General features: G+C 53.0%; 18 protein-coding genes and 1 pseudogene. 13 read left to right on the top strand and 6 right to left on the bottom strand.

Going from position 1 to position 25,451, the window contains the following annotated elements; all coding sequences use genetic code 11:
• Positions 1–17 precede the first annotated feature (17 nt).
• Positions 18–821, bottom strand: coding sequence for a SirB1 family protein (locus AC1Q8Q_RS01965; RefSeq protein WP_020796693.1), 804 nt, complete (start codon positions 819–821; stop codon positions 18–20).
• A 183-nt stretch (positions 822–1,004) separates the two neighbouring features.
• Between AC1Q8Q_RS01965 and AC1Q8Q_RS01960 the strand changes: the two genes are divergently transcribed.
• On the top strand, positions 1,005–2,024 hold the full coding sequence (locus AC1Q8Q_RS01960; protein ID WP_020796694.1) for a Glu/Leu/Phe/Val dehydrogenase family protein: 1,020 nt from the start codon (positions 1,005–1,007) through the stop codon (positions 2,022–2,024).
• Positions 2,025–2,185: 161 nt separating this feature from the next.
• On the opposite strand, the pseudogene AC1Q8Q_RS01955 reads toward AC1Q8Q_RS01960, so the two are convergent.
• Positions 2,186–2,374: pseudogene (locus AC1Q8Q_RS01955) on the bottom strand (YebG family protein); the annotation flags it as partial.
• Between the two features lie 598 nt (positions 2,375–2,972).
• Between AC1Q8Q_RS01955 and AC1Q8Q_RS01950 the strand changes: the two are divergent.
• Genes AC1Q8Q_RS01950 through AC1Q8Q_RS01935 form a run of 4 tightly spaced genes read left to right on the top strand, consistent with a single transcriptional unit; the run spans position 2,973 to position 8,149 of the window.
• Positions 2,973–4,052 carry a site-specific integrase gene (locus tag AC1Q8Q_RS01950; RefSeq protein WP_492614766.1) on the top strand — a complete coding sequence of 360 codons (1,080 nt, stop codon included), beginning with the start codon at positions 2,973–2,975 and terminating at the stop codon, positions 4,050–4,052.
• Between the two features lie 3 nt (positions 4,053–4,055).
• Entirely contained in the window at positions 4,056–5,528 is a 1,473-nt protein-coding gene (locus AC1Q8Q_RS01945; RefSeq protein WP_080761392.1) for a site-specific integrase, read from the top strand.
• Positions 5,529–5,533: 5 nt separating this feature from the next.
• Positions 5,534–7,687, top strand: coding sequence for a hypothetical protein (locus AC1Q8Q_RS01940; protein ID WP_139273551.1), 2,154 nt, complete (start codon positions 5,534–5,536; stop codon positions 7,685–7,687).
• A 15-nt stretch (positions 7,688–7,702) separates the two neighbouring features.
• Positions 7,703–8,149 (top strand): hypothetical protein, encoded by a 447-nt coding sequence (locus AC1Q8Q_RS01935; protein WP_125923840.1) that lies wholly within the window; start codon positions 7,703–7,705, stop codon positions 8,147–8,149.
• A gap of 288 nt (positions 8,150–8,437) precedes the next feature.
• Here AC1Q8Q_RS01935 and AC1Q8Q_RS01930 read toward each other — a convergent pair whose 3' ends face one another.
• Together AC1Q8Q_RS01930 and AC1Q8Q_RS01925 are read right to left on the bottom strand one after the other, a co-directional pair.
• Positions 8,438–9,112, bottom strand: coding sequence for a heavy metal response regulator transcription factor (locus AC1Q8Q_RS01930; protein ID WP_400631102.1), 675 nt, complete (start codon positions 9,110–9,112; stop codon positions 8,438–8,440).
• Positions 9,113–9,599: 487 nt separating this feature from the next.
• Positions 9,600–10,943, bottom strand: coding sequence for an OprD family porin (locus AC1Q8Q_RS01925; RefSeq protein WP_034137067.1), 1,344 nt, complete (start codon positions 10,941–10,943; stop codon positions 9,600–9,602).
• 405 nt (positions 10,944–11,348) lie between these two features.
• Here AC1Q8Q_RS01925 and AC1Q8Q_RS01920 point away from each other — a divergent pair, with 405 nt between their 5' ends.
• The 5 genes from AC1Q8Q_RS01920 (at position 11,349) to AC1Q8Q_RS01900 (ending at position 19,775) form a co-directional block, all read left to right on the top strand.
• Positions 11,349–12,620, top strand: coding sequence for a TolC family protein (locus AC1Q8Q_RS01920; RefSeq protein WP_139273552.1), 1,272 nt, complete (start codon positions 11,349–11,351; stop codon positions 12,618–12,620).
• 66 nt (positions 12,621–12,686) lie between these two features.
• A complete protein-coding gene (locus AC1Q8Q_RS01915; protein ID WP_400631104.1) occupies positions 12,687–13,937 on the top strand; it encodes an efflux RND transporter periplasmic adaptor subunit in 1,251 nt (416 codons plus the stop codon).
• Positions 13,938–13,961: 24 nt separating this feature from the next.
• Positions 13,962–17,123: a CusA/CzcA family heavy metal efflux RND transporter gene (locus AC1Q8Q_RS01910; RefSeq protein ID WP_034137070.1), complete on the top strand. Its 3,162-nt coding sequence runs from the start codon at positions 13,962–13,964 to the stop codon at positions 17,121–17,123.
• Positions 17,124–17,282: 159 nt separating this feature from the next.
• Positions 17,283–17,606 carry a DUF2790 domain-containing protein gene (locus AC1Q8Q_RS01905; protein WP_034137071.1) on the top strand — a complete coding sequence of 108 codons (324 nt, stop codon included), beginning with the start codon at positions 17,283–17,285 and terminating at the stop codon, positions 17,604–17,606.
• Positions 17,607–17,777: 171 nt separating this feature from the next.
• Positions 17,778–19,775, top strand: a complete 1,998-nt coding sequence (locus AC1Q8Q_RS01900) for a heavy metal translocating P-type ATPase (RefSeq protein ID WP_034137072.1) — start codon at positions 17,778–17,780, stop codon at positions 19,773–19,775.
• Between the two features lie 76 nt (positions 19,776–19,851).
• On the opposite strand, the gene AC1Q8Q_RS01895 is transcribed toward AC1Q8Q_RS01900, so the two are convergent.
• Both AC1Q8Q_RS01895 and AC1Q8Q_RS01890 read right to left on the bottom strand, forming a co-directional pair.
• On the bottom strand, positions 19,852–21,159 hold the full coding sequence (locus tag AC1Q8Q_RS01895; protein WP_034137073.1) for an OprO/OprP family phosphate-selective porin: 1,308 nt from the start codon (positions 21,157–21,159) through the stop codon (positions 19,852–19,854).
• 209 nt (positions 21,160–21,368) lie between these two features.
• On the bottom strand, positions 21,369–22,337 hold the full coding sequence (locus tag AC1Q8Q_RS01890; RefSeq protein WP_103438541.1) for a LysR family transcriptional regulator: 969 nt from the start codon (positions 22,335–22,337) through the stop codon (positions 21,369–21,371).
• A 259-nt stretch (positions 22,338–22,596) separates the two neighbouring features.
• Here AC1Q8Q_RS01890 and AC1Q8Q_RS01885 point away from each other — a divergent pair, with 259 nt between their 5' ends.
• The 3 genes from AC1Q8Q_RS01885 to AC1Q8Q_RS01875 are packed head-to-tail and all read left to right on the top strand — an operon-like array spanning position 22,597 to position 25,413.
• The gene (locus AC1Q8Q_RS01885; protein ID WP_080889212.1) at positions 22,597–23,016 is read left to right on the top strand and encodes a GtrA family protein; all 420 of its coding nucleotides are present in this window, start codon (positions 22,597–22,599) and stop codon (positions 23,014–23,016) included.
• Positions 22,982–23,965, top strand: a complete 984-nt coding sequence (locus AC1Q8Q_RS01880; protein ID WP_059395180.1) for a glycosyltransferase family 2 protein — start codon at positions 22,982–22,984, stop codon at positions 23,963–23,965. Before AC1Q8Q_RS01885 ends, AC1Q8Q_RS01880 begins: the two co-directional genes overlap by 35 nt.
• Entirely contained in the window at positions 23,959–25,413 is a 1,455-nt protein-coding gene (locus AC1Q8Q_RS01875; protein WP_059395179.1) for an ArnT family glycosyltransferase, read from the top strand. The genes AC1Q8Q_RS01880 and AC1Q8Q_RS01875 overlap by 7 nt, the downstream gene beginning before the upstream one ends.
• The last annotated feature ends 38 nt before the right edge of the window (positions 25,414–25,451 follow it).

The raw sequence follows: 25,451 nt of genomic DNA, 5'->3' as shown, positions 1-25,451 counted from the left end.
ACGCGGTGCTGTAGGGTTCAGTGGACGATGGAATTAGGAGGCAAATGCCCAAGTCGCTCGGTCAGGCGAATCCGCTGGATCGGATCGTCGCTGAGCAGCAATGCATGTTCCAGGTCGAAGCGCTCGGCATTCGGGCAGTCCAGCCGTTGGTACAGGCTGGCCCGGGCCAAGTAGTCGGAGGCGCTGGCGTTGCCCAGTTCCAGTACGCGTTCGGCGTCGATCAACGCGCCAATGTAATCGTCGTGGGAAAGATGTAGCTGGCGCAGGTTGCGTGACAGGCGTTGAAGCATTTGCGCGGGTGTGGCCGTGACCAGTTGCTCAGCGTTGAGTTGCATGTTCGGGCCATACTGGCGATGCAGCAGCTCCCGGCAATCGTTGGGATAAAGGCGCCGGCCGCCACAGGGGTCGAGCAGATGATCGGCACCTGGCACCCGCAGCAGGAAATGCCCCGGGAAATTGACGCCGACCAGCGGAATCTCCAGGCCTCTGGCCAGTTCCAGGGCTATCATCGCCAAGGCTAATGGCTGCCCGCGGCGACGCACCAGGACCTTATCGAGCAATGCCACTTGCGGCCGCAAGGGGGCGAAGTCATCCTGGGCGAACCCCAATTCGACCATGCGCCTGAGCAACGGTTGCGCCAACTCGCTCACGGGTAACATCGGCAAGCCGCTACTGACCCGCAGTTGCAGCTCCTTGAAGTGCGCCAACACTGCCTCGGGGTTAACCTGCTTGTCATGTTCGACGGCGATCCACAGCGCCGCCTCGAACAGCGCAGGCGGTGATCGTTGCAGGCAGGCGAAAAAAGATTGGCGCGGCGTCATGAAAATCTCCGGGCTATGCCTCGTTTTAGACCGGTCTTTGCCATTCGTCCAGTACCGCACAGGGGCTAGTTTCGGTTATTTCCTAAAGCTTGCATGGCGCTTTTGCTTATTCCGGTGCGCTTCTGCAATTTTTGTGCACAAGCCTATACTGGCGACTACAAGAAGTGATTCGGGAGCCTTACGATGTTCGCTCTCATGCAAAGCACTCGCCTTGAATCGCTGCATCTGAGCGTCGACCCGGCCACCGGGTTGAAGGCGGTGATTGCCATTCATAACAGCCGTTTGGGGCCTGCTCTGGGCGGTTGCCGTTACCTTGCCTATCCCAGCGACGAGTCTGCAGTCGAGGATGCGGTGCGCCTTGCCCAAGGCATGAGTTACAAGGCGGCCTTGGCCGGTCTGGCCCAGGGCGGCGGCGTGGCGGTGATCATTCGCCCCGTTCACGTGGCCAATCGCGCTGCACTGTTTGAAGCGTTCGGGCGTTGTATCAATCAACTCGACGGGCGCTACATTACCGCCATCGACAGTGGCACCTCGGTGGCGGACATGGATTGCATTGCCCAACAGACCCAACACGTCACCAGCACCACATCGGCCGGCGACCCCGCGCCTCACGCGGCGATGGGCGTGTTTACCGGCATCCGCGCCACGGCGATGGCCCGGTTGGGCAGCGATAACCTCGAAGGCCTACGCGTCGCCATCCAAGGCCTGGGCAACGTTGGATTTGCCCTGGCAGAGCAGCTGCACGCCGCCGGCGCCGAGCTGCTGGTCAGCGACATCGACCACGGCAAGGTACAACTGGCGATGGAGCAACTTGGCGCGCACCCGATAGCCAACGACGCATTGCTAAGCACACCTTGCGACATTCTCGCGCCGTGCGGTCTGGGCGGGGTGCTGAACAGCCACAGCGTGACGCAACTACGCTGCTCGGCAGTGGCCGGTTCGGCGAACAATCAACTGACCCATCTGGACGTCGCCGACCAGCTGGAAAGGCGGGGCATCCTGTATGCGCCCGACTACGTGATCAATGCCGGCGGATTGATCTATGTTTCGCTCAAGCATCGTGGCGAAGACTTGGGGACCATCACCGCGCACCTGTCGAAAATCAGCTCGCGGCTCACCGAAGTCTTCGCCCACGCCCAGGCGGAAAAACGCTCTCCGGCTCGCGTGGCAGACGAGTTGGCGGAGAAGGTGCTGTATCGATAAAAAATCAAAAGATCGCAGCCTGCGGCAGCTCCTACGGGGGCTGCTTACTTCGGGGTTTTCGCGGCTTTGGCAGGCTTCGTCGGGGCCACCGGCTCAGCGATTGCCTCTTCAACGGGTATTGCCTCTTTAACCGACTCTACGACTTGCGCTGGCGCTGTGAGCAGTTCGGACAAGGCGTCCGGCTGGCTCTTGAACGCCTTGGCGAACACGTCGCGGTTTTTCGCCATGTAGATCCCGACTTCTTCCACTTGCTGTTCGGTCAAGGACGGAACAGCTTTTTGCAATACGTCAGCCAGCAACTCCGCCAGCTCGAGCATTTTGTCATGACGGTCAGCTTCGGCTTTATCCATGATTTATCTGACCTCAAAGTGCCTAGATAGCGGGGGGATGAGAGCTCCGCAGCCCCGCGTCCCGTCAGACCTGCGACGTAAGGTCTTGATTAGTCCAGTCAACTGGTTTACGTTAAAAATGTGCCAATGTAGCACCGTAGGTTGTTAGATAGTTGGCAGACGACGGAGTTATCCGCGGCCCAGCATCTGTACCTTTAAGACATAAACTAATGTCAAGGTGCGGATATATGGGCGGCAAAAATATATTTATACGTTTTTTGTTTGAAATTCTCACCGGTTATCAATTGCTGTCCGTGCTAGTTGATTATAAGTCAACTAGCTGTCTTAAGTTAAGATCAAACTACTCGATTGGGGATGGCTTATTAAAGTCGCTTTGGTCGCAGGCTGATAAAATTCATTCGAAGACAACTTCTGCAACTGATGCTGAAGGAGATGTCTCATGCCTGGACTAACTAGAAGAACTAAATCAGTTAGGACTGTAGGGTTAGAGTACAAGGTTCTTAAGTTTTCACATCAACACGTAGCTAGGTACCAGTTGGTGGCAGTAGAAACGTTTGTACCTTGTCTTAGCGCTAGTCTGTACGAAGTAGCGTATTCAATGGGTAATCGTCGCTATAAGGCGAGTATTCGTACAGTGCTCTACCACGTTGCCTTTTTATTCACATGGGGAAACATAACTGGGCTCGATATCGAGCGCATGCTGCTTGAGGGGAAAGGACTAGATTTTAGATGTGTAAGAAAATTTGCCAATTGGCTTGAGAAGATTATATCGCCGCCGGTTGATGGGACCCAGATAAACAAATATGTTTGTAAGATCTTACAAAGCTGCAGCACTTTCTCAATTTGGTTTGTTGAGAACTATACACCTTTGTTTGCTACCGGTATTGACGTCAATGTTAGCTATATTCGTTTAATTGAAAGCCATAAGAAAGTTTGGTCTAGTGTAATGGTGAGCGGCAGAAAAGAGCTAATCGCGCATGACCTGACGGACGATGAATTGAAAAAAATAGAGGGGTTTTTAGTAGGGCAGCTTTCAAGTGCGAACGTGACTCGCGGCTTGAATCTAAGAAACTACATCATGTGGCGCTTAGTTAGAAGGTTTGGATTAAGGCTAGGCGAGTTGTTAGCATTACGCCTAGTGGATATTGATCTGACTGGTTTATATCCTTTTTTGGAAATTATCCGCATAGAGGATAGAGGGGCAGATTATTCTGATCCGCGAGCTCCCAATAATCCACTTGTTAAAACTTTTGGTAGGCGGCTTTATTTTAGTCCTGGTGATGAGGGGATGATTAGAGCCATTGAGGAGTATGTAGATACATATAGAGTTAAAAGAAAAATAAAAGGAGGGTTTACAGCTTATCTAGACCACGAATTCCTGTTGATCTCTCACGGTAACGCCTCGCTGGGTAATCCACTATCCTGTTCAGCGGCAAATAAAGTCGCTGGCATGATTAGCAATGAGTGTGTCAAAGCTTTTCATTGGCATCTCGTACGCCACGCTGTGTTCAATAGGCTTTACGAAGCTGCAAGTTTGCTAGAGAACAATTCTACGGAAATAGATCACGTAGTTTACATGGGAGGATGGAGTAGTCCTGACTCATTAAAAGGTTATGCTCGGCGCGCGATTCGGGATAAGGCAAGAAGGGAGTTGATGAGGTTAAATTTTGAGGGGTAAGCAATGGGTATTGAAGTCAATGATTCTGGTGAATTTGAAGATGAAGTCGGGCGGCTATATGTAAGATGTAATGCTGATCCGAGTAGTCCATTTTTCATTGATGTGACGACAGATTATGTTGAAGCGGTGTGGAGAAGGGCTAGATATTCTATTGATCTAAGCAGATACCAGCTCCCAGTAGTAATTATTGAGGTGGTCAAAAAGTACCTAGTGCACAAGCTTGAGTCGGTTTGCCCTAGAATCCTGAGCTCAGTGCACGCGGGGATCTCTTGCTTGGAAAGGCACTGGCAACCTTCATGGAAGGACTTTTCAGATATGTCTCTCGGGAAATTGTTGAGCGTTATGACATCATCCCATGCGGAGGCGACCGAGTTTCGAAGGTTCTACATTTACGCTGCTTTTCAGGGGTTGGCAGGTGCGGACGAGATTCATGCATTGGAGTTAGAGGCTATAAGGCTTAAAAAGCCTCACCCAACTTTAAGGATACTGGAATGGCACGAGACGCGCGGGGCGCTAACAAGCTCCGAAATTGAAGTGGTTCGAAAAGCAATGATCATTTCTGCAGAGGGGGAATCCACGGCGGATTTCACCTCAAGGCTGTTTACTTGGATCTCGTTCGAAACATTAAAGAGACCTATCCAGTTGCATGAAATGTTCCGTGATGCATTGTGGGTACCCGATTCGATGGCAGAAGGGGGCCAATATTTCCTTAGAATGCCTAAGGCAAAATATCAAACAGGACAGGCGTCAGAGCTTTGGCCCATAACTACTCAACTTGCTAATGCCATTCTCGAGTACTCCTCATCTCCTAAGGTTAAGGCGTTACAGGAAAGGACTGGGAGGTTGTTAGTGAGTTCAAGGGAGGGAGAATCATCAAATTTTGGACGGGCGATAACTGGCTGGTGTAGCAGATTAAAGCTGATCAGTCCGCGTACGAATAGGCCTCTAATCTTGACACCCTATAGAATCCGACATAGCGGAGCTACACAGATGGCCGCCCAAGGCGCGTCTAGGGACGAGATACAATATGTACTTGAGCATGACTCCGTGCATGCAGCTGATGCTTACATTGACTGTTTGGCTTCTGAGTTTTGCCCGTTGTTGGAGCGAGCAAACAGAAAATTAGGTGGGATATTCTCAGAGTTAAATGGTTTATTTTTCGCCGGTCAGCTTGGGCATAAGAGTTCGGGGATGCCTATATTGATACCGGTCGTAAATCAGCCAGCTATAGTAGGGGAATGTGGCAAGTCCGGATCTTGTGGGCATCATCCATTTTTTAATTGTTACAATGGTTGTAGGTATTTCATTGCCTGGCGCAACGCAGACCATAAAAAATCTTTAGATTACCTAGAGTCTGAATTAGAAAGATGGGGTAGAGCTGAGGGTGGAAAGGAAAGGAGTAAGATACTGAAAGAGCTGGAGCGCGTATACCAAGCGGTTAACGATGTTATGGCTAGGATCAATAGTGGGGAATGACGAAGATGGATATTCACTCAAAGTTGCGTGGTCATGGCCTCCCAGAGCCTTTGATAAATTTGGCAGCATCACTTGTTGAGGGGTTAAAGCCTTCAGTCGATTTTTTTTGTGATGAATGGAATATTCTCGACTGGGTTGAACGCCCTGGAAATCTGTCGCAATACAATTTGAGATTTTGCCGTATTAGAAATGACGAGCTTAGATTAGTTGCTAAAGTGTATATAGCAGCAAAGCGAGTCCAAGCGGGTGTAACCGCTGATGGTGCATTCGCCTCCATCGAGGCATTAGTTAGGCTTGATTTGGAAATGGGTAGTAAAGAAATCTCACGATTGAATCTATTGGATTTTAAAGCGGTTGAAAGGACCTACGCAGAGCGCGGGGTGACCGGGAAGATTTCAACTTTAACAACACTTCAGGGCTTTGCTAAATGGATGCAGAAGCGAATTGGTTTAAGGGTAATCTATGATGCTCCAAAAGGCAGATGTAAGTATGGCCGGCATGGAAGTGAAGAGGGAAGAGAGCGAAAGTTCCTACCTACAGAGGTGATTAGAGATTTATTCGGATTGGCCACTCATCCAGAACTTTCTTTTCGGGATAGATTTTATATTAGTGCGCTAGTGATTAACGCAGCTGTGGGCGGTAGAATCAATGAGCTGGCATGTCTTCCTGTAGATTGCTTGATACAGCAAGAGGGGAAATGGGTTATAAAAATATTTCCCGAAAAGGGAGGGCGATTGTACTTCCGACCATTTCCGCAAGATTTATACCCAGCAGTACGCGCAGCGGTAGAATTTATCACTGAACATACTGCGGAAGGGCGTCGTATTGTTAAGAAAATGAGATTGAATCCAGGGGTGAATTGGAAGGAAGTAAAAAAAACGCCTATTAGTTTGAAATATTATGCGCGTAAGTTTGTCGCGAAATGGGTGAGCGAATTCGATTTGTATACGCCGCGAGGGGTTTATTATCAATCTACAGGGCAATTTGTAGATGTAATTCAGTTGGTTGGACGCCTCGGGCGTGTGTCTGAGGTCGCGGCATTTCTGGGTGCCTCTACACGAACAGTTGTCAAGTTGCTTCAATGTCAGAAAGCTATGAATTCTAAGATATTTATGTATGAGAAAGCTTGGAATGAATATTTGCCTTTGACTTCAAATGTATATAAGTGGCGAAGCAGGTTGAGGCGCCACCCTCATGCTATATCGTTGCAGCGTCTTGAGGCATTTTGTGAAGTTACCTTCAATCCATCATGGATGCGTGAGATTGTTGACGATATCCTTGATGAGGCTTTGTTGTGTCAGCTTGAGAATAAAACTTTTCCATTTCAGCCTGATTTTGAGTTCGAATTAAACTTTGCTCGAAAAATTCTGCCTACGATCCAAAAGAATGGTGTGGCAATTCTAGAGCCGGAAAATTCATTATTCATTATCCCGCGGAATTTGTTGACATTTTCTAATGCTAAGAGTGATAGGGAATTTAGGAAGGTTTCGGTTGGTATGTTTCAAGGGTGGCTTGATGGTACATCAAGAACTGAAGAGTCATTATTTAAGAAATTTAATGTCCTCGATCCTCGTACCGGTGAAGTGGCTGAGTTTTACTGGCATGATATTAGGCATTGGCTCAATACTGTCTATAAGCAGGGAGGTTTATCTGATGTTCAGGTGAACCTGATCCTAGGACGTTCAGACCTCACGCAGGCTCAGGTTTATGATCATACACCAGCTTTAAGCAGATCATTGATTCTGCAGGATATGATTGAAAGTGTTAGGCAAGATAGAGCTGTGGGGGTTATTCAAACAACTTTCAATAAACTTAGAATTGAAAATCGTCAAGCCGCAGAGGAATATCTTTCAGCAGCCATTCGTGTGGTTAATCCAATGCCACATGGAGCGTGCGCTCACAACCTTGCGTTGAAACCATGCCAGCACAGTCTGTCATGTTTGGCGAAGGGGACAAATGGCAAGCCTTGCGAGGATTTAATAGTGAACGTTCAAGATGATGCGCAGCGTCTGGAAATTGAAAGATTGAGCCGAGACGCTAACTTAATAAAGAATCATATCTTAACTGCTGGAGGGGAGTTGAGTCCGCAATACCAACATTTCAAAAATATTGAACTGTCGGCTGATTTTCTGTTGAATGAGATTTTTAAAAAGAATTAATATATCGGGGGGCTTATGCAGCTCAGAGGTGAGCGTCTAAAGGGGTATCTCAATTCTAAGATTTTGGAATTGATAAGTGTTCGCCAAAAAGAAATTGGAGGATATGTTTATAGCCAAAAAGAATTTTCTAAATACGCAGGAGTTTCTAGAGAGACAATCAGGAAATATCAATCTGAAATTGACGCTTGCTTGCGGTCTTGTCTAGTTTCAAAGATTAATCATGATGGCGATGCTAAATACAGGAATCTTCAAGAAAAGAATCATAAGCTTCAGCGTGAAGTTGTTATGGTGCGGACTATGTATGAAGCGATTCGAGTTCAATACATTGACCTTATCGAGGCAATGCTAAGTCACTCGATTGATATTAGTATCTTGATGGTAAAACCTGTTGGCCCCGGAGAGCTAGATCGTACTGGTGGGAATTGCGTTTTATGTGGTGGATCTCTAGATTCCACTGTCTGATTGGTAGTTTTCCAATCGGCAACCCAGAGCGATTTTTGCGATTAATGGCTGGATTGTTGGCTTTCGTTGCCCCGTTCCGCCACGACCGTCCTATCAGTACTCTGAGTGGATTGCGTATCACTAAATTTCTCGTGGTCTGGTCTCCTTGACTCCGGGTCAATGGGTGGTGCTTGTTGGTTTGACATGCTTATTGCGAAGATAAGTGCTGTTGGAATTAAAATTTAACTGTCAATGTAGTAGGCGCTGGATAATCAGTCGAGCTGTTTCCAAGGCTAGGCGGTTGGTCGCTTACAGCTTCTCAAGAACATAGCCCACGCCTCGGAGCGTGTGGATAAGCTTCGTCTCGAAAGGATCATCGATCTTGGCTCTGAGCCTTCGAATCGACACCTCTACAACGTTTGTATCGCAGTCAAAGTTCATGTCCCAAACCTGTGAGATGATCTGCGTACGGCTCAGTACCACCCCCGTGTTGCGCATCAGGTAGTGCAACAGTGCAAACTCTTTTGTAGTCAAATCGATGCGCTGGCCATCCCTGAAGGCTCTGTGACGGCTCTGGTCGAGTTCGAGGTCAGCTACACGAATTATCTCGACGGATGCAGGGTGGTCAGACCTGCGCATCAAGGCGCGGACCCGGGCCAGCAGTTCTGGGAACTCAAATGGCTTGATTAGGTAGTCATCTGCACCGTTCTCCAGGCCCCGAACCTTATCTGCTAGGCGACTTCTAGCCGTCAGCATCATGATACGAGAAGGGCAGTTTTTACGTCGCAACAGTTCAAGCACCTGCCACCCATCCATCTCCGGCAGATTGATATCAAGGATGATCAACTCATATTCGTGCTGCTTGGCCAGGAATAATCCATCTGAACCGGTATGGACGCAATCTACAACATAACCGCATTCAGTAAGGCCTTGACGCACATACTCCGCAGTTTTTACTTCATCCTCAATTACCAGAATTCGCATGGGATTTTGTCTCGACATCACTGAGCAATTAACCGCGCACGCGCGCCGGCGTTATTGAAATGAATGGTAAATCAAAAAGAGTTGTCTGGGGGCTAAATTACGGATTTGTAATTTCTAGGTAATATATTTGATAGTCTGGCGTTATATCTTGTCGCGGTTTGGGTTTGACAGATGCGAGCCCTCTCTCCAATAGGTGATTTGACCTTATGAAGTACTGGGTTATTCTATTCTTTGTTCTGGTTTCATTCCGTTCAGATGACGGCGAAGTTCCCCTCATTGAGGAGGCTGGACATTGGTGTAGCCATGAGCTGCATCGACATGCGATGCATGAACTCGAACAACTGCTCGAATTTTAGATAAAAAAAGGCGCCCAAAGGGCGCCAAATATTCACCTTTTACCAAAGGAGCACTTAAGCCACTCAAGGTGAATGCGTAATGCACGTTTTTCTGAGGGGCCAGTTCATGGAAAACTGATCCGATCAGAGAATTACAGAATAGAAAGCGGGTATTCAATGATCACGCGAGTTTCATCAAGGTCCGATTCGAAAGCAGTGGCACGCGTGGTAGCTTGGCGCAACCGGAAGGACAAGTCTTTAGCCGGGCCGGTTTGAACGACATATTTCACCTCGACGTCACGCTCCCAACGTTTTTGATCGGTGAGCGGATTGCCGTTGTCGTCGGTACGCATGTAGAACTGGTTGGCGTTCGAGTAGTCTGCGCCCGAACCCCTTGCGTAGCGGGTCATGAACGTCAGACCAGGAATACCGTAGCTGGTGAAGTTAAGGTCATAACGCATCATCCAGGAGCGTTCTTTCGGCGAGTTGAAGTCGCTGTACTGGATCGAGTTGTCTACGAAGATTGAGTCCGACTGACGCAGGTAATCAAAATCGTCATCGCCATTGTTGCGCTGGTGTGACAGGGCCAAGGTGTGGGCGCCGTAGCGAACACCGACCTTGGCACTCCAGATATTGTTGTCGAACTCGCCCAGTCGGCGTTTACCTTCATCCACGGCTTTGTAGTAGTTGAACCCACCAATCAGCGCGAGGTCATCGCTCAGTGGGTAGGCGAAGCTGGTACCGGCGTAGTACTGGTTCCAGACATCTTTCAACTGGCTGCCGTAGACACTCACGGTCCAATTGTCGTTGATCGAGTAGTCACCGCCGCCGTAGCCGATCCAAGGCGAGTTGACCGGGCCGCCATAGAAGGTAACGAAATTGTCGTTCAGGTTACTGGAAACCGGTTGGCTCATTGCATGCAGTCGACCACCTTGCAGGGTGAGGCCCTGGATGCTGCTGTTCTCAACGGTCACGCCGCGGAAGCTTTCTGGCAGGAGGCGCGAGTCGCCCGCTGCGACGACCGGCGTCGATGGGAATACATCACCCACTTTCACCACGGTATCGAACAAGCGGATTTTGGCCGCTCCGCCAACCTTGGTGTATTCATCACGCGCCTCACCCTTGTTATCAACGGGCAGCACGTCGAAGGAGCTACGGCCGCCGTTGCGACCGTCGCCGGTATCAAGCTTGAGGCCGATCATTGCAAAGGCATCAACACCAAAACCGACGGTACCCTGGGTAAAACCAGAGTTGAATTTGGAAATGAGCGCGTGCGCCCAGGCTTCGGAGTAGCCGTTGGTGTTGCCCTTACCACTGTTGTAAGTGGGAGCCGAACTGTCGCGATTATCACGATTGAAGTAGAAGTTGCGGTTGAGCACTGTAAGGCTGCTGCCCTCAATGAAACCTTCTGGTTTGTCTTCAGCTTGAGCAGAAATTGCATAGCTTCCAGACAGCGCAGAAACTGCCGCCAAATACAGTGGTACTTTGATTTTCATCTGATGCTCCTTTGATTTACGGCAGTTTTTATTATGTGTACCGACGCGGGTGTCTTTATATGTTCTGACCCGGCGGCGCGCCTATGAAGAGCGCCGAGCTCATATTTGCAGGCCGAAGATAACGGGAGGGTGATAGGATAATTACAATTTCGTCATCTACAGGTTATCCGGGTGCCTAGCACCGTGTGTTAGCCATCTCTCTCGGTTGTAATCAAATCCTGGGTTCGACTGAATTTCTCAGTGTTTACGGGCATTACCCACTTTTCTTACGAAATTGTAATTTTCTAGCCACCCCTCTGATAGCTACCGCTCTTTAGAGTGCCATCACCTAATCCAGTGGGGCTTGGCAGCTGTTTCGGCGTTCTCGCCAAGCTTTATCGAAGTTTGTGCACGAGGACCATTAAAGTGCCCCGGTATATCCGCAATGTCTTTCCTAAGACCTCAATCTCACCCTGGAAGATAGCCGCACTCTGTGCGGTCATCTCCGGGCTGATGGCACCTGCTGCATTTGCCCAAAGCATCAGCTTGCCTCAAGCGCTTTCGACGGCGATGGATGCCAACCCTGACATGGCCGCCGCCCGTCAGGAGATTGGGATCGCAGATGGGGCACGCAAGCAGGCAGGGCTTATCCCCAACCCAACAATCTCGTACGACGTAGAAGACACCCGTCGCAGCACTAGCCAGACAACTGTGACGCTCAGCCAGACCCTGGAGCTGGGCGGAAAGCGGGGCGCACGTGTTGACGTCGCCACCTATGGCCAGACTGCTGCACAGCTGGAGTTGGACCGTCGAGTGAACGCTCTGCGCGCCGAGGTCGTTCAAGCCTTCTACGCAGCATTGCGAGCGCAGACTGGCCTAGATCTAGCCAAGCAATCTCTGGAGCTGACTGAGCGTGGTCTGCGCATTGTCGACGGCCGCGTTCGCGCAGGTAAATCCTCCCCAGTAGAGGCTACTCGTGCTCAAGTACAGTTGGCCGAAGCCAAGCTGCAGGTCAGACGCGCCGAAACGGAGAAAGCGACCGCTTACCAGCAGCTAGCTCAAATTACGGGGAGCTCGGTCACAGTATTCGATCGCCTGGATTCGCCGACCCTCTCCCCAGGTTTGCCTCCGGACGCTGAAGAGCTGTTGTCGAGGCTCGATCAAACTGCGGAAATGCGTCAGGCCGTGGTGCAGATCGACAAAAGCGATGCGTCCCTCGGCTCAGAGAAAGCTCAGCGAATCCCAGACCTCACTGTAAGCGTGGGTAGCCAGTACGACCGCTCCGTACGTGAACGGGTCAACACTGTAGGACTGTCCATGCCATTGCCGCTGTTTGATCGTAATCAGGGCAACATTCTTTCCGCTTCTCGACGCGCAGATCAAGCCCGAGACCAGCGCAACGCAGTTGAGCTGAGGCTGCGTAGCGAAACCCAAACCGCAGTAAACCAGTGGGCGACCGCCATGCAGGAGGTCGAGTCCTACGACAAGACCATTCTGCCGTCCGCACAGCAGGCTGTGGAGACCGCAACTCGCGGTTTCGAGATGGGCAAATTCGGCTTCATCGAAGTGCTGGATGCCCAGCGCACCTTGATCGTCGCTCGTGGCCAATACCTCGATTCGTTGGCAACAGCGACCAATGCGCGTGCGCAGGTGGAAAGGGTTTATGGCGATGTCGGTTCGACTGCCGGCGTTCGTTGAACGGGCCAGAAATTTTCTTCGGCGCTCGGCATAACACGTCGGTGCCTATGATCAGCAGGAGTAGCAATGGATAACAAACGCAAGATCGCCCTCGCGGTCGCCGCTGTGGCAGCCCTTGGATTTGGCAGCCTTGCCTGGAACAACAGTTCCGGAGAGCAGGCCGCCAGTACCGTCGAGCACGGCGCTAACGATGGCCATGGCGATGAGAAGACGACCGCATCAGCCGCCAAAGAGGAGGGTGATGAGGGTCATGGTGCAGAAGGCCATAGCGAAGAGGGTGGTGAGGAAGAGGGCAAGCTGACCCTGAGCGCTGAACAGATCAAGGCAGCTGGGGTAGTCCTGGAGTCTGCGGCCCCCCGTGACCTCGGCACCGTTGTGACTTTCCCGGGGGAGATTCGTTTCGACGAAGACCGGACTGCACATGTTGTCCCTCGGGTCCCTGGCGTTGTTGAAAGTGTCCAGGCCGACTTGGGCGAAGCCGTTAAGAAAGGCCAAGTCCTCGCAGTGATTGCCAGCCAACAGATTTCTGACCTGCGCAGCGAACAACAAGCCGCACAGCGACGCGTAGAGCTGGCCCGCGTTACCTTCGACCGTGAGAAGCAACTGTGGCAGGACAAGATCTCCGCCGAGCAGGATTACCTGCAGGCACGCCAAGCGCTGCAAGAAGCAGAGATATCTCTGGCCAATGCCAAGCAGAAGGTCGGTGCCATCGGCGCTTCGGTCAATTCCGTAGGCGGCAATCGTTACGAGCTTCGGGCACCCTTTGACGCCGTGGTGGTAGAGAAGCACCTGACCATGGGTGAAGTCGTCAGCGAGGCGACTAACGCTTTCATCTTGTCCGACCTGAATCAGGTGTGGGCCACCTTCGCTGTCCCTCCCACTGAACTGGGCAAGGTGGTGACGGGCCGTGCGGTAAAAGTTTCATCGCCCGACATGAACGTCGAGGTCGACGGCAAGGTGGGTTATGTAGGCAGCCTGCTGGGTGAGCAAAACCGTGCAGCGACCGTTCGCGTTACCTTGACCAACCCTCACGGCGCCTGGCGTCCAGGTCTGTTCGTGAACATCGCCGTCACTTCTCAGACCGATCGAGTGGCTGTGGCCGTTCCTGAAGGCGCCGTGCAGACCGTTGAAGACAAACCCTCGGTATTTGTGCGCACCAGGGAAGGCTTTGACACTCGGCCGGTAAAAACGGGCCGCCGTGACAATGGATACGTGGAAATCATCGACGGCATCCAAGCCGGCGCCCAAGTAGCAGCCAGTGGCAGCTTTACACTCAAGTCTGAGCTCGGCAAAGCGTCTGCCGAACACGGTCACTGATGCGAACTGACAGGATGATTTCTCATGTTTGAACGTATCATCAGATTCGCCATTGAGCAGCGCATCGTTGTAATGATCGCTGTTCTGATCATGGCCGGCATCGGTATCTACAGCTATCAGAAGCTGCCCATCGATGCGGTACCCGACATCACTAACGTCCAGGTGCAGATCAACGCTGCTGCGCCTGGCTATTCGCCATTGGAAACTGAACAGCGGATCACGTTTCCAGTTGAAACGGCCATGGCCGGTCTCCCGGGCCTTCAACAGACCCGTTCCTTGTCTCGCTCTGGCCTGTCTCAGGTCACCGTGATCTTCAAGGATGGCACTGACATCTTCTTTGCCCGCCAGTTGATCAACGAGCGGCTGCAAGTTGCGAAGGAGCAGTTGCCAGAGGGCGTTGAGGCTGTCATGGGTCCGGTATCCACTGGGCTTGGTGAAATTTTCTTGTGGACCGTTGAAGCTGAGGATGGTGCGGTCAAGGAAGACGGTACACCGTACACCCCAACCGACCTGCGTGTGATCCAGGACTGGATCATCAAGCCGCAGCTGCGGAACGTCCCAGGTGTGGCCGAGATCAACACCATCGGTGGTTACGCCAAGCAGTTCCTGGTCGCGCCGGATCCGAAGCGCCTAGCTACATACAAACTGACCCTCAATGATCTGGTCGCAGCGTTGGAAAGCAACAACGCCAACGTCGGCGCCGGTTACATCGAGCGTAATGGTGAGCAGCTCCTCATCCGTGCGCCAGGGCAGGTCGGTAACATCGAAGACATCGCCAACATTGTGATCACCAGTGTCGATGGCGCACCGATTCGAATCAGCAACGTCGCTGACGTTAGCATTGGCAAAGAGCTCCGGACGGGGGCTGCCACCGAGAACGGTCGCGAAGTCGTACTCGGCACCGTGTTCATGCTGATCGGTGAAAATAGCCGTACCGTGTCTCAGGCTGTTGCCGCCAAACTGGCTGACATCAACCGTACCCTTCCAGAAGGTGTGGTTGCCGTGACGGTCTACGACCGCACCAACCTGGTTGAAAAAGCTATTGCAACTGTGAAGAAGAACTTGGTGGAAGGCGCGATTCTAGTAATCGCCATTTTGTTCCTGTTCCTCGGTAACATCCGTGCTGCACTCATCACCGCGATGGTGATCCCGTTGTCCATGCTGTTCACCTTCACCGGTATGTTCAACAACAAGGTCAGCGCCAACCTAATGAGCTTAGGCGCACTCGACTTCGGAATCATCGTCGACGGTGCCGTGGTAATTGTAGAAAACGCGATCCGTCGACTGGCTCATGCGCAACACAAGCATGGCCGTATGCTCACCAAAGCTGAGCGCTTCCATGAGGTCTTCGCTGCTGCGGGTGAAGCTCGCCGGCCACTGATCTTCGGTCAGTTGATCATCATGGTGGTGTACCTGCCGATCTTCGCCCTGACCGGCGTCGAGGGCAAAATGTTCCACCCCATGGCCTTCACCGTTGTGATGGCGCTGCTGGGTGCAATGATCCTCTCCGTCACCTTCGTTCCGGCAGCCATCGCCATGTTCGTCACTGGCAAGGTCAAGGAAGAGGAAGGCGTGGTGATGCGCACTGCGCGGCTGCGTTATGAGCCGATTTTGAAGTGGGTCCTTGGGCATCGGAACATCGCGTTCTCGGCCGCTGTAGTCCTGGTCGTGCTCAGTGGTGTGCTTGCAAGTCGTATGGGTAGCGAGTTCATTCCAAGCCTCAGTGAAGGTGACTTTGCGATGCAGGCCATGCGCGTGCCAGGTACGAGCCTGACCCAATCCGTAGAAATGCAGCAACGCCTTGAAAAGGCTGTGATTGAGCAGGTCCCGGAAGTAGAGCGGATGTTTGCGCGCTCGGGTACAGCCGAAATCGCATCCGACCCGATGCCGCCTAACGCCTCCGACGCCTACATCATGCTCAAGCCTCAGGATCAGTGGCCCGACCCTAAGAAGCCTCGCGATGAGCTGATTGCTGAAGTGCAGAAAGCCGCAGCCGGTGTCCCAGGCAGCAACTATGAGCTGTCCCAGCCCATCCAGTTGCGTTTCAACGAGCTGATCTCGGGCGTACGGAGTGACGTCGCAGTGAAGGTGTTCGGCGATGACATGGACGTGCTCAACAACACGGCCAACAAGATCGCTGCAGCGCTCAAAGCGGTACCGGGCTCTTCGGAGGTCAAGGTTGAACAGACCACCGGCCTGCCGGTGCTGACCATCAACATCGACCGCGAGAAAGCCGCACGCTACGGCCTGAACATCGCGGATGTACAGAACTCGATCGCCATCGCTGTCGGCGGTCGTACGGCCGGCACGTTGTATGAAGGCGACCGTCGCTTCGACATGGTGGTGCGCCTGCCTGAGACCGTACGTACCGACGTAGCAGGTATGTCCAGCCTTCTGATCCCTGTACCGGCCAATGCATCTCAAGGTGCCAATCAGATCGGCTTCATCCCGCTGTCGCAGGTCGCTAACCTGGACCTGCAGCTGGGTCCGAACCAGATCAGCCGCGAGAACGGCAAGCGTCTGGTGATCGTCAGCGCCAACGTCCGGGGCCGCGACCTGGGGTCGTTCGTTCAAGAGGCAACCGCTTCGCTGGATGCCAAGGTGCAGATTCCTGCTGGTTACTGGACCACCTGGGGTGGCCAGTTCGAGCAGCTCCAATCGGCGGCCAAGCGTCTGCAGATCGTGGTTCCGGTTGCCTTGCTGCTGGTCATGACCCTGCTGTTCCTGATGTTCAACAACCTGAAAGACGGCATGCTGGTGTTCACCGGTATTCCATTCGCACTCACCGGTGGCGTCGTGGCGCTGTGGCTGCGGGACATCCCGCTGTCGATCTCGGCTGGGGTTGGCTTCATTGCACTGTCCGGCGTCGCGGTACTGAACGGCCTGGTGATGATTGCCTTCATCCGCGGATTGCGAGAGGAGGGACGAACGCTTAGGCAGGCCGTCGACGAAGGCGCGTTGACCCGACTGCGACCTGTGCTGATGACAGCCCTGGTGGCGTCCCTGGGCTTCATCCCGATGGCCTTGGCAACCGGTACCGGTGCAGAGGTTCAGCGGCCACTGGCGACAGTGGTGATTGGCGGGATCCTGTCCTCCACCGCGCTGACTTTGTTGGTGCTCCCTGCCCTGTATCAATGGGCACACCGCAAGGATGAAGACGGTGATGAGGCCGAAGTGGTTAGCTGATAGCCACTAAAGAGAAGCCCACAACACACGTTGTGGGCTTTTTTGTTTTATATGAGCCAGATGCACTTACCTTTCAAAATTGTAAGTTTCTCGTCATGCCAGTGATGCCTATGCGTTGCTAAAGTTACGCCCGAGAAGATTTGAATTTGAGAGGTTATTATGAAAAAGCTAATTATTGCTGCTGCACTTGTTGTTTTCTCGATGGCTTCGCAGGCCAACACTTTCTCAGAAAGCAAGCAGCTGCAATATATCAACGACCACCAGACCGCTGTGGCGAAGTATGCCGAGAAAAATGGCAAGCCGATGCCGGAAATTCAAGATTACAAATACGGCATGAAAATCGATGTGGCGAAATTCGTGCGCCAATCTCAAGACCCCCGCACCTGCCAGGTCTACCCACGGTTGATGAGCTTCGAGGACTCCCAGGGTACGCTCAAAACGGTTCGCTACTCCATGTACTCGCAATGCATCAACAATAAGTAGTGAGCGCTTTGAATAGAATAATTAATGAATTCATAAATGCCAGGCAGAGCCTGGCATTTTTTATTTCCCCTGCGTGCCTTGTTAAGAGCGTCACTCTTAATGATCAGCCCTCGGGCAAGCCGTGAAATAGATTTCAGCTAATCAATAGCGATACCCCAGAAGGTACGAGTTATGAAAAGTTTGCTTGAACGCCCCGACGACCAAGCGGGGCACGAAGGCCACAGCCATGAGCATGGGGGCATCTTCGGCATGAACACCGAGTTGGTCTTCGCACTGATCTGTGGTGCGCTGCTCGGTGCCGGAGTTCTGGCCGGAAAGCTCGGGCTGATCGACAGGCTGCCGCTAGTTCTGTACGTATCTGCCTACGTGTTCGGTGGATGGTTCACCACCAAGGAGGCGATCAGCAATATCCGCCAGAAGCGCTTCGAAATCGACACGCTGATGCTGCTCGCCGCAGCGGGGGCCGCGAGCATTGGCGCCTGGGCAGAAGGTGCACTGCTGTTGTTCCTGTTCAGCCTGGGGCATTCACTGGAAAGCTATGCGATGGGCAGAGCCAAGAAAGCCATCGAGGCACTTTCCAAGCTCGCCCCTGCCACCGCCATCGTGCGGAGCACAAACGGCACGAAGGAGTTGCCTGTAGAACTCCTCGTGCCTGGCGACATTGTCATCGTACGCCCCAATGACCGTTTGCCGGCCGATGGCTTTGTGGTCGTAGGCTCTTCAAGCATCAACCAGGCTCCCGTGACTGGTGAGAGCGTCCCGGTGGACAAGCAACCAGTCGCTGATGCCGCTCTTGCCCGCAGCAAGCCGGATGCCGTGGATGCTGTGTCGAAAGTCTTCGCCGGCACCATCAATGGCGAAACCCTGATTGAGGTCGAAGTAACGCGTCGCTCCACGGAAAGCACCCTGGCGCGGGTCATCAAAATGGTCAGTGAAGCCGAGGTCAGAAAGTCGCCGACTCAACGCTTCACAGACCGTTTCCAAAGGGTGTTCGTCCCCTTGGTCCTGCTTCTGGTGGTAGGGCTGATGTGTGCTGGCATTTTCATCGATGAGCCATTCCGTGATTCGTTCTACCGTGCCATGGCGGTCTTGGTCGCAGCCAGCCCGTGTGCGCTTGCGATTGCTACACCCAGCGCCATTCTTTCCGGCATCGCCAGGGCTGCCAGAGGCGGGGTACTGATCAAGGGCGGTGCTCCGCTCGAAGAACTCGGTTCTTTGAATGCCATGGCCTTCGACAAAACCGGCACCCTGACCGAGGGGCGTCCCCGCATCACCGATGTGATACCGCTAGCCGGTACCCAGGTTCCGGACCTGCTGGCCGTCGCTATCGCAGTGGAGTCTATGAGCGACCACCCACTCGCCGCAGCTATCGTGCGCGACGGCGAGGAGATGATTGGTAGCAGGGGCAAATACCAGGCCAGGAACCTGAAAAACCTGGTTGGCCGCGGCGTACGCGCTGAGCTGGATGATCAGTTCGTCTGGATTGGCAAAGTCGAGATGTTCGGTGCCGACGCCATTCCGGCCCTTAGCAAAGCCGCCCTAGAGGCAGCAGAGCGCCTGCGCCAGTCGGGCCGCACTACCATGGTGGTGCGCCGTGCTGACAAGGATCTGGGGGTGATCGGCTTGTTGGACACCCCCCGAGAAGGAGCGAAAGAGGCACTCCAGAAACTCAGGGAAATGGGCATCGACCGCATGATCATGATTTCCGGGGACCACAACCGCGTCGCCGAAGCAGTGGGCAGGCAAGTCGGCCTGGACGAAGCGTGGGGAGATCTGATGCCAGACGACAAGGTACAGGCGATCAAGAACCTTCGCCTCAGCTCCCAAGTCGCCATGGTGGGCGACGGCGTGAATGATGCGCCTGCCATGGCCCATTCGAGCGTAGGCATCGCAATGGGGGCGGCAGGCTCCGATGTCGCCTTGGAAACGGCCGATATCGCGCTGATGGCAGACGACATCCGGCAGCTTCCCTTTGCGGTCGGCCTCAGTCGTCACACCCGCTCGATCATTCGCCAGAACCTGTTCGTCAGCCTCGGAATCGTGGCCATCCTGGTTCCCTCCACCATCATGGGCTTGAGCATCGGCGCTGCCGTTGCCATTCATGAGGGTTCCACGCTCCTTGTCGTGTTCAATGCCCTTCGCCTGTTGGCTTATCGTAAAGACGCCTGATCATTGAACGAAGCGCACAAAAAAGCCGGGAGTGCACTGAGCGCTCCCGGCTTTTTTGTGTCACCTGATTGGGGAATCAGAACACGTATTGTAGGCGAGTGATGAAGGCGTTGCCTTTGTCGTCGCCGACAGTGTTTTCGTTGTTGTCTGTGCGCACGTTGATGTAGTTGGCACTGACTTTCACCGCCTCGTTGACGTACCAGTTCACGCCGACCGTGTGGCTCTTGGCCTTGCGTTCATCGGATTGGTCCGCGGTGGCAACCAGATTGCCATCCTCGACCTTGATATCGTCGAAGCGGTAGAAAACTTCCCAGGCGCCCAGATCTTTGTTCTGTGGCTTGATGGTGTCGAATTTCGCGCCGTCGAGCTTATAAATTCGCGGTTCGCCGGTCAGCGTGTACGCCATCTGTGCGTAGTAACCCGAAGCCTTCATGTCATTGGCGGACTGATCAGCCTTCAGCTTGCGGCGAAGGTACTCAGCTTGAACGGAGAATGGACCCGTGGCCCAGGCGCCTTCAACGCCCCAGACCGAATCGTTGTCCCAAAGGCCTTCTTGCGCAGCAGCACCACCGAACAGCATGCGATTGCCGTTGGTTCCCGCATCGCCGCCGCCGTTGGTGTCTACACCGCGAACGCCCAGGCGCGAGCGTATACGGGTGTCGACGGCGCTGTCCTTGAGGTCGCGATAGGCATACTGGGCACCGACATGCAGGACATTACCGTCAGAGTGCAGCGGTGCGAAAACACCACGCACGTTGTAGCGCTTGGTGCTGTCACCGTCGGAGTCGTTGTTGGTTTCGCTGAAAACGCTACCCGACAGGTAGGCCATGTCAGCGATGGTGCTGGTCGCCTGAACACCCATGCCGGCGTTGTCGTTGATCCAGTCGGCTACGTCGTAGGAGAGGTTTCGCTCCATGGCAGTTGTCCACTTCGAGCTGGTTGCCTTCTCAAGACCGAAATCGGTGTAGAAGCGGCCGAAACGCAGCTGGACTGGGGCGAAGCCGGTGTACGTCAGGCTGGCCTCATCAAAGTAGCCATCGGAGTCGTTACCAGTGTTGCGGGACAGGTCATAGTTGACCTGGTATTTCCAGTCTCGGTACAGAGTGCCGCCGAACTCGATGTAGGCGCGACGGAAGTAGGCCGCATCTGCGGTATCGCCGTTCTTGGTGAAGACACCGTCGAATCGGCCATAGTCGGCCTGAACGCGACCGCCCAATTTGAAGCTGAATTCCTTGTCGGTGGTAGAAAGTTCAAGACCGCCCTTGGTTTTTAGAACTAGGTCAGCTCCGTCGGTAGTGACTGTTCCGGAAAATGCTTGCGAGGAAAATGTGCCTACTATTGCAGCGACCAACAGCTTTTCCCGCATGTTCGAAGAACGGATCATTGCTTGCCTCTCGTGTGTTAAGTGCTAGCAGCCGACAGATTGTTTCGCCCTGTGCCGGCCGTTATAGATCTTGAAGATAGGAGCAGGTCACGTTCGTCACCCGCTGTAACAAGATGCCTTTGTTCTAAGCACTCTGACTAGTTTGCAAGCAAAAATGACAGTTGTGTTGCTGGAGTGTTAAGGGGAGATTTTGTAACCTAACAAAATTGTCACCGAACAAGCCAATCCTTCTTATCAAAAAAGCTCTTTTTTATCAATCTGCGGATCTCCAATACCTGTGGGTTACGAATGCATGTCGATTTGATAACAAGATAGATATCTTTCTCCACTAGGTCATCCAGGAAACCCGGTATAGGAATGATGTTCCTTTCCATTTTTCTACTGTAGTCCGGCAGCACACCGATGCAAGCGCCTCCGACGACGAGGCCGCGTGACAAGTTATAGTTTTTTACCCGTGTTGTGCCTCCCTGATGCTCGGCCATTATCGAAGCCCATTTTTGTGAGTCTGCCAAGATCTCATCATCCCAAGGGACAACGAGCATGAAGTTATGCAGATCCACGTTCTCAACTGGCAGCGTGACGCTTCGTGAGTAGCGACTGGAAATAAACAGCGAATGCCCAATTCGACCAAGCCTTTCAAACCTATAGGTAGGGTTTCGATCGAGCTCGCCGTCATCATCCGGGGTGACGAAAATTATGCCTACATCAACTTCACACTCAGAGAGCATTCTCGCTGTGCACTCAGAGTGGATTTCTAGTTGCATTTCGGCATGATCCCGCACATATGCGACCAGATCGCGGTTCACGATGTCGCTGAGCACCGGCTCCGTGATCGCGATGGTAAGCCTGGGCACTTCCTTCTCGCCGGCCTTGCCGAGGCCGTCTGGGCCGAAGAGCTGGCTCAGGTAATGACTGACCCTTTCGCCTGTGCGCGTCAGAGCAAGCTTGTTGTGCTTATAGACAAATACTGGAGCACCGATGTGCTCCTCAAGCTTTTCTAGGCGTTTCCGCAAGCCTACCACCGGTACATTGAGCCCTCGGGCAGCCTGTTTGAAACTCGCACAACGTGCTGTTGCGAAAAATTCTAGCGCTAGCTGATCATCAATTGGCAGATCATCCAATATGTCAGGACTGTAAGAAACAGAGCCGCTTGTATATGTTTCATTTTGTGTAACCATTAGGTCCCCCTTGATGCGGGGAATTTATCTCAACGCCGCCCGGCATTCCTTATATTGTCAACATTGTAATGTGTAGGTCATGCGTGCGTTATTGGAGGCCCTTCATTGCCAAAGCGTAATTTTCAAGCAATCCTGCTGATATTATAGCCTGCTAGCCTAGCATCCCGTTTTTTTGTTCCTCGAAACATGTGTGTTTAGGTAGCGGTGCTTTTACATTTGATTCACCATTTTTTCACCTTTGCCTCCATAGGCTTCGGACATGGAAAATAAAAGCCCACCTCTTTATAGGTTACTGATTCGTTATCTAGGGATCGGATTCATAGCCACTGCAATCCATTATTTTGTGTTCCTGTTGCTGGTAGCTACAGAGATGTCTACGCCATTTCTAGCCAGTATTTTCGGCGGCCTGGTAGGCGCTATTGCAAGCTTCATAGGTAATAGGGCGTACTGTTTTAAGGCGGATGGCTTTCGGAAATTTCAGCCTCTTCGGTTTGCACTGGTCGCGCTAGCAACAAACATCGGCAACGGCGTGGGTATGTGGTTGCTCATCAAGTCGAATCTGTCACCGCTCATCTCCCAGGTCCTAGTGACTGTGACGCTCACTGCACTTGGATTCATTGCACACCGTTTCTGGACATTCAATCATGCAGACATTACATCGCTTTCCCGAGCGCCCTGATCCCTTATTAACCATAGTCGTTCCATGCTTTCAGGAAGAGGAGAGCATTCCAGAGTTCCATCAGCGCATCACCCGCGTCGTAAAGCGCCTACCTGTCTCTTGTGAGATTCTCTACATTGATGATGGAAGCAACGATCGAACTGCAAATTTGCTACGCGATTATCAGGATGGATCGGCTGTTCGTAGTCTGTTCCTCAGCCGCAACTTCGGCAAAGAGGCAGCACTGAGCGCCGGGATAGATCATGCCCGTGGCAGCGCATTAATCTTCATTGACGTCGACCTGCAGGACCCACCTGAGCTCATCCCGGCCATGGTGGATTTCTGGCAGCGTGGCTACGATGTAGTAAACATGCAGCGCAACCTTAGAACCGGTGATTCATGGTTCAAGCGTGTGAGTGCCCGGGCTTACTACTGGGTCATGCAGCGCCTGGTTGAAAAGGTTGATCTGCCCGCCGATGTCAGCGATTTCCGCCTGATCGGACCTGCTCCACTGGCGGCACTTCGAGCGCTGGATGAGCGTTCCAGAATACTCAAGGGGATGATCGGCTGGGTAGGTTTTCGCACCGTCGAGCTGCCTTACGATCGTACTGTGCGCCATGCCGGTAGCACCAAGTGGAACGCCGCTGGCCTCTTCAATTTGGCCATTGAGAGCATCGTCAGTTTCTCTCGCAAACCGCTACGCATATTCAGTCTAATCAGCTTCGGTCTATTCGTCTCCAGCATCTGCTACATGCTTGCATCGCTCGTAGCAGGCAGCTTCGACGTCCATCACCTGCTCGTCGGAATGGCTTCATTTCTGTGCATCGGAGTTGCCATGGTGGGGGAGTACCTAGGCGTGGCACTCGCAGAAGTCAAACGCCGGCCTCGCTATTTCCTGAAGAGCAACAGCAAGGCAGATCCCGTGTCGCTCCATGCTTCGGTGCCTTTGATCGAGGGTAAGAAATGCTGAATCTGAGAAAAGAGCGGCCCCTGTGGTGGATCCTGGGTTCAATTCTGGTATTGCGCTTGTTGGGTTTGGGCGTCTACCCACTGATGGACACATCGGAGGCACGCTATGCCGAAATGGCACGCAAGATGGTCGAGTTAAACGATTGGATCACGCCGATGTTCGACTACGGGGTACCGTTCTGGGGTAAGCCGCCGCTATCCTTCTGGACCCAGGCTGCGAGCATGACGGTTTTCGGGGTGAATGAGTTCGCTGCTCGATTCCCGGCCTGGCTGCTGCATCTGGGCAGCTGTTTCATCATCATCAAGCTCGGTACTCAGCAGATCTCGCGTAATGCTGGAATCTGGGCCGCCATCATCTTCTCTAGTACGACACTTGGCCTAGTCTCCAGCGGAGTCGTGCTGACTGACCCTGTTCTGTCGTTCTCGATTTTGCTCTCCAGCTATGGATTCTGGCGTTGGATGAAGTGCTCCAGCAACGCGGATGCCTACCTGATGTTCGCCGGGCTGGGCCTGGGCCTACTGGCTAAAGGTCCGCTCATTTTGGTGCTTATGGGCACGCCAGCATTCGTGTGGGTGGTTCTCTATAAAGAGTGGGGGCGAGTGCTGATACTTCCCTGGATCGGCGGCCTTGTCCTAATGCTCGGTATATCCTTGCCCTGGTATATCGCGGCCGAAATGAAAACGCCGGGGTTCATGCAATACTTTTTCGTTGGTGAACACTGGAGTCGTTACGTCGTCAGCAACTGGGCTGGAGACCTCTATGGCAGCGCTCATGCCAAGCCATACGGCACCATCTGGATTCAGCTCGGTTTGTCGCTATTGCCATGGGCTTTCTTTCTTCCTCTGCTGATTCGCAAGCGCGGATCAATGCAGCGATTCGAGGCCTACCTCTGGCTCTGGGCGCTGGCAACTCCCATATTCTTTACATTCGCCGGTAACATTCTGTGGACCTACCTGCTTCCATCTCTACCAGCCTGGGCCATGTTGTTGTCTGGACGGATCTGCGATGCAGGCCCGAAGACCACTTGGGCTGCCGCTACGAGCGCTGTAGTACTCCCAATCGTAGGTGCGGGGATCATCATTGCAGGGGTAATGGAGCAGCGACCTCAGAACCAGCGAGATGTGGTTGAAGCCTGGAGTGATTTGCAGTCAGCTCAGTCGGCTCCGCTGATCTACCCTGGCCGTCGCTCGTATTCGTCGGAGTTCTACAGCAGCGGGAAGTCAGAGAACATTCAGGATCCTGCTAAGTGGCCACGTGATAGCTCGTTCTACCTATCCAGGCGCCTGCGTGACAGCAACGCTGAACTGCCTGTCAACCTGAGCTGCGTCAAGATCACCGAAGTAAACGCCAGCCAGCTAATGCTGTGTCGTTGGAAGGACGCTCAGCAAAGTAACAACGGATTGGCTGGAGAAATTGATGCGGGAGCGTCTCGTACGGACGAAGGCTAAATTCCAGACACAAAAAAGCCAGGTTGTACCCTGGCTTT

The organism is Pseudomonas sp. GW823-FHT06B06 (genome assembly GCF_058795195.1).
This window is presented reverse-complemented; position numbering and strand designations above follow the sequence as displayed.

Excerpts from the sequence above, each read along its gene's own strand:
- AC1Q8Q_RS01935 (WP_125923840.1), top strand. The coding sequence starts at position 7,703 with ATGCAGCTCAGAGGTGAGCGTCTAAAGGGGTATCTCAATTCTAAGATT.
- AC1Q8Q_RS01930 (WP_400631102.1), bottom strand. The coding sequence starts at position 9,112 with ATGCGAATTCTGGTAATTGAGGATGAAGTAAAAACTGCGGAGTATGTG.
- AC1Q8Q_RS01925 (WP_034137067.1), bottom strand. The coding sequence starts at position 10,943 with ATGAAAATCAAAGTACCACTGTATTTGGCGGCAGTTTCTGCGCTGTCT.
- AC1Q8Q_RS01965 (WP_020796693.1), bottom strand. The coding sequence starts at position 821 with ATGACGCCGCGCCAATCTTTTTTCGCCTGCCTGCAACGATCACCGCCT.
- AC1Q8Q_RS01960 (WP_020796694.1), top strand. The coding sequence starts at position 1,005 with ATGTTCGCTCTCATGCAAAGCACTCGCCTTGAATCGCTGCATCTGAGC.
- AC1Q8Q_RS01880 (WP_059395180.1), top strand. The coding sequence starts at position 22,982 with ATGCAGACATTACATCGCTTTCCCGAGCGCCCTGATCCCTTATTAACC.
- AC1Q8Q_RS01875 (WP_059395179.1), top strand. The coding sequence starts at position 23,959 with ATGCTGAATCTGAGAAAAGAGCGGCCCCTGTGGTGGATCCTGGGTTCA.
- AC1Q8Q_RS01905 (WP_034137071.1), top strand. The coding sequence starts at position 17,283 with ATGAAAAAGCTAATTATTGCTGCTGCACTTGTTGTTTTCTCGATGGCT.
- AC1Q8Q_RS01885 (WP_080889212.1), top strand. The coding sequence starts at position 22,597 with ATGGAAAATAAAAGCCCACCTCTTTATAGGTTACTGATTCGTTATCTA.
- AC1Q8Q_RS01940 (WP_139273551.1), top strand. The coding sequence starts at position 5,534 with ATGGATATTCACTCAAAGTTGCGTGGTCATGGCCTCCCAGAGCCTTTG.
- AC1Q8Q_RS01950 (WP_492614766.1), top strand. The coding sequence starts at position 2,973 with ATGGGTAATCGTCGCTATAAGGCGAGTATTCGTACAGTGCTCTACCAC.
- AC1Q8Q_RS01915 (WP_400631104.1), top strand. The coding sequence starts at position 12,687 with ATGGATAACAAACGCAAGATCGCCCTCGCGGTCGCCGCTGTGGCAGCC.
- AC1Q8Q_RS01895 (WP_034137073.1), bottom strand. The coding sequence starts at position 21,159 with ATGATCCGTTCTTCGAACATGCGGGAAAAGCTGTTGGTCGCTGCAATA.
- AC1Q8Q_RS01900 (WP_034137072.1), top strand. The coding sequence starts at position 17,778 with ATGAAAAGTTTGCTTGAACGCCCCGACGACCAAGCGGGGCACGAAGGC.
- AC1Q8Q_RS01890 (WP_103438541.1), bottom strand. The coding sequence starts at position 22,337 with ATGGTTACACAAAATGAAACATATACAAGCGGCTCTGTTTCTTACAGT.
- AC1Q8Q_RS01910 (WP_034137070.1), top strand. The coding sequence starts at position 13,962 with ATGTTTGAACGTATCATCAGATTCGCCATTGAGCAGCGCATCGTTGTA.
- AC1Q8Q_RS01945 (WP_080761392.1), top strand. The coding sequence starts at position 4,056 with ATGGGTATTGAAGTCAATGATTCTGGTGAATTTGAAGATGAAGTCGGG.